17 protein-coding genes and 2 pseudogenes are annotated in these 13,517 nt (G+C 47.8%); 4 read left to right on the top strand and 15 right to left on the bottom strand.

All coding sequences use genetic code 11. The features are described from left to right. Genes ACVA54_RS04930 through ACVA54_RS04875 form a run of 12 tightly spaced genes read right to left on the bottom strand, consistent with a single transcriptional unit; the run spans position 1 to position 9,025 of the window. Positions 1-807: an energy-coupling factor transporter transmembrane component T family protein gene (locus ACVA54_RS04930; protein ID WP_099078055.1), complete on the bottom strand. Its 807-nt coding sequence runs from the start codon at positions 805-807 to the stop codon at positions 1-3. Between the two features lie 10 nt (positions 808-817). Next, the gene (locus ACVA54_RS04925) at positions 818-1,795 is read right to left on the bottom strand and encodes an energy-coupling factor ABC transporter permease (protein ID WP_446596494.1); all 978 of its coding nucleotides are present in this window, start codon (positions 1,793-1,795) and stop codon (positions 818-820) included. A gap of 27 nt (positions 1,796-1,822) precedes the next feature. After that, on the bottom strand, positions 1,823-2,770 hold the full coding sequence (yut, locus tag ACVA54_RS04920) for an urea transporter (protein WP_099078057.1): 948 nt from the start codon (positions 2,768-2,770) through the stop codon (positions 1,823-1,825). A gap of 14 nt (positions 2,771-2,784) precedes the next feature. Continuing rightward, positions 2,785-3,708, bottom strand: coding sequence for an urease accessory protein UreD (locus tag ACVA54_RS04915; protein WP_220473354.1), 924 nt, complete (start codon positions 3,706-3,708; stop codon positions 2,785-2,787). Continuing rightward, positions 3,701-4,360: an urease accessory protein UreG gene (gene ureG / locus ACVA54_RS04910; protein ID WP_119464215.1), complete on the bottom strand. Its 660-nt coding sequence runs from the start codon at positions 4,358-4,360 to the stop codon at positions 3,701-3,703. Before ureG ends, ACVA54_RS04915 begins: the two co-directional genes overlap by 8 nt. 35 nt (positions 4,361-4,395) lie before the next feature. Further along, positions 4,396-5,091: an urease accessory protein UreF gene (locus tag ACVA54_RS04905; protein ID WP_099078060.1), complete on the bottom strand. Its 696-nt coding sequence runs from the start codon at positions 5,089-5,091 to the stop codon at positions 4,396-4,398. A gap of 36 nt (positions 5,092-5,127) precedes the next feature. Beyond that, complete coding sequence (locus tag ACVA54_RS04900; protein ID WP_099078061.1) at positions 5,128-5,691, bottom strand: urease accessory protein UreE; 564 nt, start codon at positions 5,689-5,691, stop codon at positions 5,128-5,130. 28 nt (positions 5,692-5,719) lie between these two features. Continuing rightward, complete coding sequence (locus ACVA54_RS04895; protein ID WP_099078062.1) at positions 5,720-6,100, bottom strand: CrcB family protein; 381 nt, start codon at positions 6,098-6,100, stop codon at positions 5,720-5,722. A 3-nt stretch (positions 6,101-6,103) separates the two neighbouring features. Next, positions 6,104-6,493: a fluoride efflux transporter CrcB gene (gene crcB, locus ACVA54_RS04890; protein WP_099078063.1), complete on the bottom strand. Its 390-nt coding sequence runs from the start codon at positions 6,491-6,493 to the stop codon at positions 6,104-6,106. 21 nt (positions 6,494-6,514) lie between these two features. Next, positions 6,515-8,233 carry an urease subunit alpha gene (locus ACVA54_RS04885; RefSeq protein ID WP_099078064.1) on the bottom strand — a complete coding sequence of 573 codons (1,719 nt, stop codon included), beginning with the start codon at positions 8,231-8,233 and terminating at the stop codon, positions 6,515-6,517. Between the two features lie 52 nt (positions 8,234-8,285). After that, positions 8,286-8,708 (bottom strand): urease subunit beta, encoded by a 423-nt coding sequence (locus tag ACVA54_RS04880; RefSeq protein ID WP_099078065.1) that lies wholly within the window; start codon positions 8,706-8,708, stop codon positions 8,286-8,288. Positions 8,709-8,716: 8 nt separating this feature from the next. After that, positions 8,717-9,025, bottom strand: a complete 309-nt coding sequence (locus tag ACVA54_RS04875; RefSeq protein ID WP_099078066.1) for an urease subunit gamma — start codon at positions 9,023-9,025, stop codon at positions 8,717-8,719. Between the two features lie 247 nt (positions 9,026-9,272). Between ACVA54_RS04875 and ACVA54_RS04870 the strand changes: the two are divergent. The 3 genes and pseudogenes from ACVA54_RS04870 to ACVA54_RS04860 form a co-directional block, all read left to right on the top strand. After that, positions 9,273-9,560, top strand: a pseudogene (locus tag ACVA54_RS04870) (IS3 family transposase); the annotation flags it as partial. A 216-nt stretch (positions 9,561-9,776) separates the two neighbouring features. Continuing rightward, complete coding sequence (locus ACVA54_RS04865; protein ID WP_446579282.1) at positions 9,777-10,214, top strand: hypothetical protein; 438 nt, start codon at positions 9,777-9,779, stop codon at positions 10,212-10,214. Further along, complete coding sequence (locus ACVA54_RS04860; protein ID WP_119464213.1) at positions 10,215-10,889, top strand: Crp/Fnr family transcriptional regulator; 675 nt, start codon at positions 10,215-10,217, stop codon at positions 10,887-10,889. Positions 10,890-10,956: 67 nt separating this feature from the next. Here ACVA54_RS04860 and tsgA read toward each other — a convergent pair whose 3' ends face one another. From tsgA to ACVA54_RS04845, 3 genes and pseudogenes are all read right to left on the bottom strand, one after another. Continuing rightward, on the bottom strand, positions 10,957-12,129 hold the full coding sequence (gene tsgA / locus ACVA54_RS04855) for an MFS transporter TsgA (RefSeq protein WP_446649434.1): 1,173 nt from the start codon (positions 12,127-12,129) through the stop codon (positions 10,957-10,959). A gap of 90 nt (positions 12,130-12,219) precedes the next feature. Next, complete coding sequence (gene deoD, locus ACVA54_RS04850; RefSeq protein WP_409119920.1) at positions 12,220-12,930, bottom strand: purine-nucleoside phosphorylase; 711 nt, start codon at positions 12,928-12,930, stop codon at positions 12,220-12,222. Between the two features lie 180 nt (positions 12,931-13,110). Then, positions 13,111-13,305: pseudogene (locus ACVA54_RS04845) on the bottom strand (ABC transporter permease); the annotation flags it as partial. Between ACVA54_RS04845 and ACVA54_RS04840 the strand changes: the two are divergent. After that, positions 13,297-13,506, top strand: a complete 210-nt coding sequence (locus tag ACVA54_RS04840; RefSeq protein WP_253252648.1) for a hypothetical protein — start codon at positions 13,297-13,299, stop codon at positions 13,504-13,506. The pseudogene ACVA54_RS04845 and the gene ACVA54_RS04840 sit on opposite strands and share 9 nt — an antisense overlap. Positions 13,507-13,517: the final 11 nt, after the last annotated feature.

Raw genomic sequence — 13,517 nt, 5'->3', positions numbered from 1 at the left:
CTATCCCATAAAGACGCTGCCCAACTGGGTGACAACGTTGTATTTCCAACAAATAAATGAAAAGAAAAGCCAAAATACCGTCCAGAGAGAGTCTTTCATCTGCCATGAAAGACTCGTGTGTTCGTGTAACTGTCCGGTAAATCCTCTGGCCAACATGCCTTGATGAATACGAATGCACCTGTTCATCGACTTGACAAAAAGGATTTTCAACAATTGGCTATAAAACCCAAACGGGACGGCATTTTCTTTCTTCACCTTGCGTAGGCTGTATGCCTGTAACATGGCGATAAATTCCTCTGCCACCACAAAGAAGAATTGGTAGAGCAAATAAATTTGCGTGGTAAGAACACGGGGCACTTTCATGCGCTGCAGTGCCGTCACTATCGGTTTGATCCCCGTCGAGCTGAACAGCAAGAGAGAAATAGACACGCACAGCAACACCCTCAAGACAATCGAGATTAGCGACAGCCACCCCGAGGACACCACACTCCCCCACGGCGTCAACCACTGCCCTTGGTCCAACAAAGGATTCAATACCCCGAGCATGAGGCTGAAAGGCAACATCACCAGCAGTTTTCCGGACAGGAATTTGAACGGAATATCCGCCAGCGCCATAATGACAACAGGGAACAGCAGCAAAGGAAGCAGCGATGTCACTGAGTAGCTTCCCTGACTGACTATCGCTATTAGTACAACAAGCGCGCTGATGATCTTCGCCCGCGGGTCCAGTTGGGTAATGAAATTATCCTTTCGGCTGTAATCATCGATACTTCGATAATTACGAAGTGATAACTGCAACAGTTTCATTGGCTTTCCGTCAGTTATCGCGTTTTGAAATGAATTTAATCAAATAAAACAACGACATGATAAATACCAGCGTGCATACGCTCCCAAATATCCCTGCCATCGACGTTTCCATGACCGGAAATTTTCCGTTCAAATCATAATCAGAGAAAAAACTTAGCGATTGCTGAACGTCATTCACAGGCTCGGGGGCAAAGGTGATGAGCGAATTGTGGGCCATTTTTTCCACTGTCCACTCCATGCCGTCAGGGTTTCCTGATGCAAAGAGGCTCAACATGCCCCCCACTATCAAAGAGCACAGCAGCATCACAGAGGTAAACCTGCTCTGGCGCTCCGCACTCAACATCGGGCGAAACTGCTTGATATCATCGTTGGTCAACGCAAAGTGAAGGATTGTCGCAGTGATAACTCCCTCAAACAGACCAATGACCAGATGGATAGGCACGATCAGAGCCAAAAACTCCACCAACGGCAGATGAGTGATGCCACTGACATGCGTCATCACGGCAATGCCTGTCGCGCCAAGCACCATCATCAGCACACCCGCGGTGATTGACGCGATAAACAGGAACAATTTTCCCGCTTTCAGTGAGGTCAGCGGCCACCAAATAAGAGGGTAAATCAGGAAGCAAGGGATCAGACCGACGTTGACGATATTGGCCCCAAGAGCAAGCAGCCCACCATCGGCAAAAAAGAGCGCCTGAATAATCAGCACCGAAGAGATCACGACAAACCCGGCAAACGGTCCAAGCAACGCAGACAGCAATATTGACCCTGCCATGTGCCCACTGGCCCCAGTGCCAGGAATAGCAAAATTCACCATCTGAACGGCGAAAACAAACGCACCAAGCACCGCCATCATGACAACGAGTTTTGAATTAACCTGCACCTCTTGCTGCACTTTATAACAGCTCATTACAATCGCACCCGCAGCCACACCAATTAGGGGCAAAGCAACAGACGCAGAGATGAGCGCGTCATTCATATGCATAATGTCTATCCTTAAACCCCTGAGGGGTTAATCCTTGCTTTCTGTTCCAACTTCCATCACGTTTTTCGCTGCCATAAAGACATACAGCGTAAAGACATACGGGAAGGTGAAAGAAGGCAGGCCATCTGGCTGCATCAAAATGTCGAACGAGGCTTGCAGCACAACGGTAATAATGGTGGCAAACAAGGCAAACATCGTCGTTCGCGTGGAGACAGGCATAAATATCACGCCGATTGCCATAGCAGTCAGTACGGGGCTGAATCCGTAAAGCCCTGCGCTTACCGCATTTGGGTTAGCCCCCAAGATGATGGCAAACACGATAGCAACGATGGAACCACCAACAGCAGCAACCCCAGCAGGAATTGACGCAATGAAGATGCCCGCCAGAATGATTGCACCACTAACCGCAGAACCAAGGAGATATACCTCACCGATGTTTTTAAAAAAGATGGTGACCAACTCAGACAAGGATGGGAAAAACATCTCTCCGGACACATAATCCGTCGGAATCACTGGCTTTGGATACATTGAGACATCAACATGGCCGAAATTATATGCGGCGACCATAAACAGCCAGCCACACAGAACAAAAGGCCCAGTCGACCCGGGTATACCAAGCTTTTTCGTCAAGGTGTTTTTAAACGCCTCAGTCACCACTACACTGAACGCTGCGCCAACCAAAATAAGAACCCAAAGGGCGACTGAGTTGGCAATAAACGTCGGAAGTGCAATACCAAACAACACCCCGTTAAAGCCATACAGACCTGACTCAATCATCTCCTTATCAAGCTTTAGCCAAACGGCAACCGCTGTCGCCATCACCACTCCGAGCAACGCGCCAATCGCCGTCGACCATTGTCCTGAAACAAAAGAGGCGTAAGCAATTGCAAAAGCAAAGAGAACCCCCGTCAGCGCATTGTTCATAAAGAACACCTGGCTGGTTCCTCTCAAGCAATAAGTGACAAAATTATTCATTTCTCTACCCCTGTTTAGTTCCAGACAAACTTTCTCGGCAGATCGCGTTTCTTAATTGCTTTTCTGCATACCCGCCAGAATTGGGTCACCTGATCACGCACCAGATAACTCTCCGTCCCGACGACTCGCAGCATGATGCCCGCAGAGTTTGGCAGGTTAGAGATAGAGGCATACACAGACTTGTCTTCAGCGAAAAAGGCCTTGTATTCGCGGCGAATTTCATCAGCCTGCTCTTTCGATGTCAGACAAATGACGTTAGCAAACACATTGAAGCCAATGATTTCACCGACCTTCTCAGGAAAATCGCTTTCCGGCTCAAGCAGGATTTTCTCAGTGAACAGGTTTTTACCGTCTGGGGTCTTAACACGTGTCAGCAGTGACAGCAGATCAAACTCCATACGCTCTTCCTGGTGATGCAGGCGCCCAAGCATGACCATTTCCGAGTAAAGCAAGCTTGCCCCAGGGGAAATAACAATGTCGGTTTGGGAAATGTAGCGCGAGTCTTTGTAAAGAATGGTGAAATCTGGCATGAACTCCAAATACCCTTCGGGCCCGACCGTAATGCTCTGGTATTGCGCTGCATAGTTGGCATCCATCTGGTGGATACGATTCGCCCCTTGAGACGTCACGTGGGCACAAGCGCCTTCTTCCACATTGATATCGATGTGGTACCTGTCGCCCTGTAAAACACCACCGCCAACCGAAATCATCGAGCAGATCGGCAGTTCTGGCATTTCGTTGTCCCAGTATAGGGCTTTTTGGACCAATAGAGGCACCACACGGTAAAGGTGGCTTAGAACAGAACGATCACCGCTTTTGGTGAAGGTGAGCTTAAGCTCACCCACCTTACCGGGCGCTGCGGAGCGCATTTGTTTCGGTTCATCACGATAATTGTCTAGTTCATAAGCATTTGAAACTAGCTTTAATTTATCATGCATAGTCGCCATCCAACTCCAGTAGGCTTGCATCATACTCGATGTCAAACAACGCCATGTTCATGATCAGTTGGATAAGATTGTCGATACCTTCACCAGTTTTGCAGTTAGTGAAAATAAACGGCTTGTCGCCACGCATCAGCTTGGAGTCACGCTCCATGACCGACAGATCGGCGCCGACATAGGGGGCAAGATCTTGCTTGTTGATCACCAGAATGTCTGACTGACAAACACCTGCCCCGTTTTTACGCGGAATTTTATCCCCTGCCGCCACATCGATAACGTAGATGTAGAAGTCAGCCAGCGCCGGGCTAAACGTAAGAGTCAAATTATCTCCGCCTGACTCAATGAAAATCACATCGCTGTATGGATACTTTTGTTCCATTTCTTCTACAGCGGCAATGTTCATTGATGGGTCTTCGCGCACCGCGGTGTGTGGGCAAGCCCCCGTTTCCACACCCAGAATTTTTTCTTCTACCAACACGCCTTTCAGCGTGCGTTGAACCTGTTTAGCATCCTCAGTGGTAACAACGTCATTAGTGATGATGAGAGGTTTCAGTCCCAGAGCGATAAGGCGTGGTGTGATGGCTTCAATGATGGCTGTTTTTCCTGAACCAACTGGGCCACCGATACCAATACGCGTAATTTTTTTCATTGTTAATTCCTTTTGAATGTGACATACGGACAAATTTAGTTCATAAACATACGTACATGTGCCTGCGTGTGATGCCCCATCAGACAATCCAACGTTGGCGCAAACGAGTTCATGTCATCAAGTGTTTTTAGCGAGATAGCATCGTATTCGTCGTCGAGACTTTCATTAATTTCAAACAGTATTTTTTGGGTGTCGTAGTGGTCGATTTTCATCAGGCGGATTGCTGCGCTCAATACCATCGAGGCCACACCATATTGATGGACGGCAAACGTCTGTCGCTCATCAATACCCATCTCAGAAAAAATGATAGCGTGCGAGGTACCAAAACAACCCGGGGTATTCTCTTCTCGAATAGCATTCAACCAGCGGGAGAGTAGCGGTGATGGCGCAGTTTTCTCCACCAGCTCAGCGAACTTGCGACCAATTCTGCTAACCATCAGTTGTTGCTCTTCACCAACACGACGAGACCAAAGCTCCTGATCAATCTCCAGAATCTTGTCGAAGTCGTTCTTTAATGCAGCCCTGTGCGCATGAAGTAAGGCAACGCCGTCAAGACGGCCACTTTGCTTGAGAACTGTTTGGGTGAATGACTTCAACGTCTTGGCGTCTGACACCACGCCCAGTTGCAACGCTGACTCCAAGCCATTGGAGAACGCAAAATTACCGATAGGTAACGCAGAGTCGGTGAGCTGAACCATTCTGACGAGCTGTGTTAAGGACAATTGCTGCATATAAATAACTCCGTTTACAGTGCGGCGAATCAGCGTCTAGTCGTGATGGTGTCCATGACTATGATCGTGCGTTGAAGCCTCTGCGCCAGCAAAAAGCAATCGCATTTCACTTGGGTCAAGCAGCGGTGCGATTTCATCCCCAGATGCAAAGTCGAAACTGATCCCTTCAAATGCATGGGTACGGATTACTGAACTCATGATTTTTCTATCGACATAGAAAGGCACGTAAACCACATTGTCTTTGAAGATGGCTGGCCAATGCTGATTACCTAACGCATGACCTAGTTGGAAAACCAATTTTGTCCAATCGTCTTTGTCGTCAAACTGGTCCAAACGGATAACCATGACGTCTTTCAGGCTGATATCCGTCACGACAACAATGCGGTTATCTTCGTCAATGTATAAAATGTCGTTGTTTTTCAGTTGTTGGTCGCGGGGAAGTGAAATCGCGATTTCGAGCCCTTTTTTGGATTTTTTACGGATACGGTTTTTAGGTGCTTCCCACTGCTCCAGGTGCAGTTGGTCTAGTTCGTATCCATTGAGCGTATTAGCCCATTGCGCGTCCTTCGCGTTACCAATAATTTGTTCAACCATTATCATTTTTTATCTCCTAGTTCTGCTTGCGCATTTATCTTTCAGTCGCCGAAGCGATTCGCATCCCTATGTAGACTGCGAAAAATCCCACCACCAAACTGGCAATCAAATACCCTACTGATATCAGTACCCCCTCAGGCTTACTGATCTCGCTGACTGCGCCATAGGCAAAACTTGAGAAGGTAGACATTCCTCCAAGCCCGCCTGTACCAAACAACAGAATCTGTTCATCCGAAATACGTTTCCCCCTGTGGTGACCCGTTGCAAAACCGAGCAAAAAAGACGCAACGATGTTGGCGATAAAAATGTCGAGGGGGAAACCATCAGCCAGCTTGGGCGTGACTAACATGATGAACTCCCTCGTGACGGCACCTACAAACCCACCGATGAACACCAAAATAAACAATCCGTTCATGTGTCACCCCGCATGCAACGCAAGCCAAACACCGACAAGTGCAGCGACCAAACCCGCACACGTGCTGCTAATTAAGTAGAAAATGGCCAAGGTTTTGTTGCCATTTTCGACCAATTTAAGCGCATCTAGCTGCATTGAACTGAACGTGGTGTAACCACCGAGAAAGCCTGTAAGTATCAAAGCATTTAGTGGCTCACCGAATCGGTTCTGCCAGTCAACACTGAACAGAACCGATAGGTAAGCAATAACAAAAGCGCCCGATATGTTGAGAAAGAAAGTCGAGAGCGGAAATGTGGTTTTGTATCTGTCTGTGATCCACTTCCCCACTTGCCAGCGAAGGACTGAGCCTGCGCCACCTCCGATCCCCACCCAAATAACATCTAAGGCTGTCATTACTTAGTTTCTATCCTCATATCAGCTAAAGAAGTACAACTGATTCAACGCAATCGATTCGACGGGCTCTACCGTTGCGTGTTCCCCGTTGACCGTCACTGCAAACGTTTCCGGGTTCACTTCGATCTGCGGTGTTTCACTGTTACGAACCATATGTTTCTTCGTCACGGCACGTGTCGAGTAGACAGGTTCAACAATGGACTTTAGCTGGTAGCGATCTTGCACACCATTTTCATGCGCGATGGTGGAGGTAAAGGTGATGCGGGTTTTGTGCTTCGCTGAACCCATGGTGCCGAACATCGGACGGTAATTAACCGGTTGCGGCGTTGGCAGAGAGGCGTTTGGATCGCCCATCAACGACCATGAAATCAGGCCGCCTTTGATCACCATCTTAGGTTTGGCGCCAAAGAACGCAGGATCCCAAAGCACTAGGTCCGCAAATTTACCCACTTCCACACTGCCCACAAGGTGATTGATACCCTGAGCAATCGCGGGGTTAGTGGTCACTTTCGCGACATAGCGAAGTACACGGAAGTTATCGTTGCCTTCTTCATCTTCAGACAATTTTCCGCGCAGCTTTTTCATGACATCAGCCGCCTGAATGGTACGCAACCAGTTCTCACCCACCCGGCCCATGGCTTGAGAGTCACTCGAGAGGATAGAAATCGCACCCATGTCGTGAAGTACGTTTTCTGCTGCAATGGTTTCTGAGCGGATGCGACTTTCTGCAAACGCAACGTCAGTCGGTATTTTCGGACTAAGGTTGTGACATATCATTGTCATATCGAACAGTTCTGCCTGTGAGTTGATACCGTATGGAATAGTTGGGTTTGTCGAACTTGGTATCACGTTGTTAAGGCTTGCAACGCGGATGATGTCCGGTGCGTGGCCACCACCTGCACCCTCTGTGTGATAGGTGTGGATGGTGCGGCCTTCGAATGCCGCGATGGTGTTTTCCACAAAGCCGGCTTCGTTCAGGGTATCGGTGTGGATACACACCTGAACGTCCAGTTCGTCGGCCGCAGTCAGTGATGCACGGATGGCACCCGGTGTGCTGCCCCAGTCCTCGTGAATTTTCAGGCCAGCGGCACCAGCTTCGATCTGCTCGTAGATAGGCGCAAGCGCAGAACTGTTACCCTTCGCCAGAAGACCCGCATTGACAGGCCAGTCGTCAAAGGCGCGCATCATCATCTCAATGTTCCACACTCCTGGCGTGATAGTGGTACCGTTGGTGCCGTCTGTTGGGCCAACACCACCACCGAATAAGGTCGTAACGCCGTTGCTTAGAGCCGCTTCTGCTTGTTGTGGTGAGATAAAATGGACGTGGGCATCAATACCACCCGCAGTCAGCAGCAGGTGCTCACCGGAGATAGCCTCAGTACCAGGACCACAGGCCAGTCCTGCCGTTACGCCATCCATGATGGATGGGTTACCCGCTTTACCGATGCCGCAAATGTGGCCGTTTTTAATGCCGACGTCGGCTTTGACCACCCCTTGAATGGCATCGACGATGGTCACGCTAGTGATCACCAGATCTGGTGCACCGGCTGCACTAGTCAATTCACAGTCAAAACCCATACCGTCACGCAGGGTCTTACCGCCTCCGTAGACAGCTTCTTCGCCGTATACACGCAGGTCTTGTTCTACTTCAATCAGCAGGCAAGTGTCGCCTAGTCGGATTTTATCGCCCTTGGTAGGGCCAAATAGATCGGCATTCTCGCGTCGTGAAATCTTTGCCATTTCTCGCTCCTTGACGTTCAGTCTCGTCATTCTTTTCAGTGTCTATCGAGGGTTATTTATTCCCGTAATCAAAACGGGAGATGTTCTCCATCGCTTCAGTAAGGCGGGGGCGGTAGCCATGATCATGCTCATTGCCGACCCAACCATCAACGAGGTTGTTAAAGCCAACCACCCGTTGTTTACCCTGAAATGGAACGAGTTCTATTTCGCGCTCATCGCCTGGCTCAAAGCGGAGTGCGGTTGTTGCTGGGATATTCAAACGCTTGCCGAATGCCGCTTCCCGATCAAACGAAAGACACTTGTTAACTTCGAAGAAATGGAAGTGCGAACCGACTTGGATGGGGCGATCTCCTGTGTTTCTGATTTTTAGCTTTGTGACTGGGTAGCCTTGATTAATCTCAATGTCGTCTTTCGCAAGAACGAGACCACCGACTGGTACGCCTTTGACGTCCGAGGTGTTGTTTTTCTTAGGCATGCTTATCCTCACTTTCTCTGAATAGGATCGTGAACCGTGATCAAACGGCTCCCATCGGTGAAAACACCCTCAACCTGAACGTAAGCAATCATGTCTACGACACCGTCCATCACATCAGCACTGGTGAGCACGTTTCTAGACTCTTCCATTACCTTTTCCAACGTCTTGCCTTCACGAGCACCGTCCAATGCACTGGCACTGATCAAGGCTACCGCTTCAGGATGATTTAACTTTAGACCTTTGGCTTTTCGTTTGGCTGCGACATCAGCCATCATGTAAATCAATAGCTTGTCTAGCTCTCTAGGCGTTAGCTGCATTTAACACTCCTTATTACCGTCTGAATTTGTTCCCAAGCGACCAAGCAGAAAAATAAACTCCTGCAAAAAACATTAGTGGCCGGTCAGCACACATACCCTCTTAAAAATAACAGTAGTAAAAGATTGAATTTAAGCAAATCACCAAAGCAATTTTATGTACATTTATTGAGCAAAAACAGAGAGAAATAGGCCTAACGAGTTGACTGTGATCTTATTCTCCTCTTTTGATGAGTAGCCATGAAAATTGATACAACACCAGTGTGATCTTCTCAATATTTCTCGATCTACCTCTTATTATCAGCCCATCGGGCCCCCTGATGAAGAGATCGAACTGCGCCGTATGATCGACGAAATTTACCTTAAGTATCGGCTCATGGCAGCAGACGTATTCGGACTGTTCTGGTCAAAAAGGGCCATCACGTTAATCGTAAATATATTGTCAGGTTCCTTCGCGATATGGGCATTGGGGCGATTTACCCCAAACCAGGCTTGGGCTATTGGTATCACGTACATCCCAGTGGCTAAAGGATTCCTGATGCCTCTATTTAAGGTTGCGCACCAACCATCATCTCGTCGCAACATTGTATCGCCACCATACTGATCACGCTGGGTAAACTTTTCTGGTACGCCTGTGCCAGAAGTAATCACCACTTCAAGGTGGCAACTGCACACTTGACAGTTTGAGCAAACTGCTTTTCGAACCGTACAAACGCAGTTACACTACACCAAAAAACTTATCCGAGCTGCATCTATGACCGACGCCGATATCGAGCTTCAACATATTTGGTTGGAAGTTCAAGCACAACGCTGGCAAAGCCTTTCGCGCTTTTTTCTTAGCTACTATTGCTACACAAACAATATCGTCAGTAAAACCAATAAAGTGTGTTGGGAAATAGCGCGTGCAACCCTGCCTGCTTCGACGTCGATTAAAACGCGTAACAACACCATCATCGAGCCACTGGTTCCAGAAGAAACGATCGTTGGCTTACTCAAAGCCATCAGTAAAGACGGTGACATGACATTTGATGCAATGACAGAGACGCTTAACGCCTTTTTGCACTATGTTGTGATCAGCAAGAAAGAAAGAACGCAGCTAAGACAAAGCATGCCAACCAACTGGTATCAACAGCAGAATAAGCCCGTGATGATGCGTTTTGAACAAGCTGGAATCGTTATTCAAGGTAAATAAATGCAGCTACGAACCCTAGGTAAAGGACGTTTTGAAACCGAATGGAGTCAGGATAAACAGCTCATCGAACAGGCGATTCGCGATTGTATATGCGCACGCCGAATTTATGATGAAAACGAAAAGCTCCTCACCCAAGGAGAACACGTTGACAATCTGTACCTTGTGGACTCAGGCAGAATTTCTATGGGCGTCACCGCGCGGAACGGCAAAACGTTTTTGCTCGGCACCCTTGAATGTGAGCAACAGCTATTTGGTGAAATGGAGTTCTTCACTGGTTATCGATGCCAAATGGACATTATTCCCGTTGAGCCTGTAGAAGTGGCGATCATCGATGCGCAGAAGCTGCAACGCTGCTTGCTCGAGCAACCTCGCCTGTCGCTCTACTTCGCCAGTGCCATCGCGATTGATTACCAAGACACAGTAGAAATCCTGTCTCGCCGCCTGTTGTATCCCATTGCCTACAACGTTGCCTATGACATTTATCATCAGTACCTCAACGACCTTCCCGTTGATGGTTTCCATAAAAATTATCTTGAAGCCGAGCGGTTTGCTACCTCTGATCGCGTGTATCGACGTGCAATCAAGGAGCTAGAGAACAAAGGGTTTATCGCCAAGGAAAAGAAAGGTGCACGCATTCTCGATCTAGAGGGATTACGTGCCTTTGTCGAAGAGTAACTCTGCTCCCCAAAAAAAAGAAAAGGTCTGCTAAATGCAGACCTTTGAACGATTGGTGAACCTTTCATTACGCTGTTTGCGCTTGGTTTTGAGACGCTGTTTTAAACTTCATTGACGCTATCAGCATTGCCACAATTACACCATAAATCAATGGGATGGCATACATCACGGTTTGTAGACCAACCACGCTTTCTAATACCGAGCTAATTGCCGGGCTAAACATCGCGCCCGCACTACCACTGATCAGAATATAAGACACGTTTTTACTCGTCGCATCACGTACAAACGATACGCCGTAAGCAATGAAAGCGTTATACAGAGCCGCACATACAAAGCCGTAGCCGTAAGTTAAGTATGATAGCCATTCCAGTTTTTCAGTGGTCACGATAACGCTGGTGATCACCATTGCTACTGAAATGATGGTTAGCAAGAAAGTTTGAATCTTCATACGTGACACAATGACAGTCGAAACTAACGCACCAACCAGAGCCGCTGACCAGTATTGAGTGATGATGTTACCCGCTTGCTCGAATGCAATATCAAATTTCTCTTTAACGAACATTGGCGCCCATGTCAAAAAGGTGTACAACGCAAGCATGCCAAGGAACAGTCCCACACCACCACTGATGATGCCAAAGTTCCACTCTGATTTTACTTCTTGCTCTGAGCCACTTTCACCACCACATTGGTTGAAGTTAGTCAGTAATGCCACAAACATGGTTGCCAGAGCCACCATACCGACACTTAGGTAACTGATGCTCCAATTCATTGCGTTCGTCAATGCGTATGTCGTGACCAACGGGAATACAACACCAGCAATATTGAATGTGGCGTCTTGTACCACCAGCATGGTACTTTGGATTTTGTCTTTCCACACGGATACCACGATCGTACCTGCGATACAAAGACCAACACCACCACAGAAGCCAATGACCGTCATGCATAGCATCACGATAAACAGTGATGGGGCGGCATATAGGCTAAGTGCAGCCGCGGCGATAGCACCGTAACACAGCACCGTCATGCGTTGGATGCCGACTTTTTCAATCAGGAAGAAGGAGATAATAGTACCTGCCAGTGCACCACCATTTAATAGTGAGAAAATCGACGCGACTTCATTCACGTTCGTGTCAAACGTATTGGCGAGCGGTTCAACCAACATGCCGAATTGAGTTGCGAAACCTGCCATAATAAAGTTGGCAAGAAAGCTAATTACGGTGAGTGTTATTTTATTTTTCATAATTCACTCCAAAGGCTCTTAAGGTAGATGTTCTTAGAATTAGTGAGAGCCGAGCGAGTCTGCTCTCATCATTAATTAGTCGTTGTAGGGTTAAGCTTTAATTGCTGTTTCTAGCGCGATTTCAATCATATTGTTAAATGAAAGTTGGCGCTCTTCTGCCGTGGTTTCTTCGCCCGTAATACAGTGGTCTGATACGGTGAGAATGGCCAAAGACTCAATACCAAATTGATGTGCAAGGCCATACAAACCCGCCACTTCCATATCTACACCCAATACACCAAAGCGTTCTAGTGCCGGGATCAAATCTTCGTCTGGATCGTAGTAAAGATCGCCAGTAAACACGTTGCCTACTTTGACATCAATGCCCTTTTCTTTCGCGGACATATAAGCATTATGTAGCAACTCAAACGTGGCCGACGTCGCCATGTGGTAACCACTACTGCGCTTGGCATTCGTTGGGGAGTCCGTGCCTGCGGCTTGAGCCAAAATCACGTCGCGCATGTGCACATCTTTTTGTGTTGCACCAACACTACCAATACGGATGATACGCTTCACGCCAAAGTCATTAATCAACTCGTGACCGTAAAGCACCATAGACGGAATACCCATGCCGTGCCCCATGACTGAAATACGCTGGCCTTTGTAGTAACCGGTGTAACCCAACATGTTACGGATGTCGGTAACAAGCTTAGTGTCTTCAAGGTAAGTCTCTGCGATATACTTGGCTCGTAGCGGATCGCCCGGCATGATTACGGTTGAAGCAAAATCTTCTGCAGAACCTGCGATATGAGCAGTCATAATAGTTTCCTCTTTTGTTCTGATGGCGCAATCATAATGAGAATGAAAAGGAAAGTTTCAGGACAAAAGTCCGGATTGAAAGTGCAAGCTCTCAGAACTGATTAATCTAATCTATTAAGCAAAAAATGCGCCTACAGCGAGGCGAATTCTTACATTCCTTTTGCGTAGAATCTCTAACGTCACTCACAAGCATACCGACATAAAGTTCAGCAAGGTCGCCACGGCTAAAATGGTTGGGCTAATTTGCTCACGAATACCTGACCACATTTGTCTAGGTACGGCTTTTTGTTCTGCACCGGTTAAGAACAGTGCCACCACGACTTCATCAAAGGAGATGCCAAACGCGAGCAATCCTCCGGAGAGTATGGATTGTCTAATACCAGCTTACGCTTTTACCTGCGCATTGCGGAAATGCGAGGTTTTGTGGAAGATTTTGGCGACGGCTTTTTCTACCGCTCAGGTCTTCGGTTTTTGCTAAAGGAAGGGTCGGAACTGGATTGCTTGTTCCGCAAACGATTCAAACAGAATCAGCCACGCACAATATCAACTCTGGCGTTTGCGTTGGTCGTATCCGAATAACCGAAGCGCAG

The sequence above is a fragment of the Vibrio sp. PNB23_22_6 genome, from assembly GCF_052877535.1.
The sequence above is the reverse complement of the archived record's forward strand: the minus strand, read 5'-3'. Positions and strand labels throughout refer to the sequence as shown.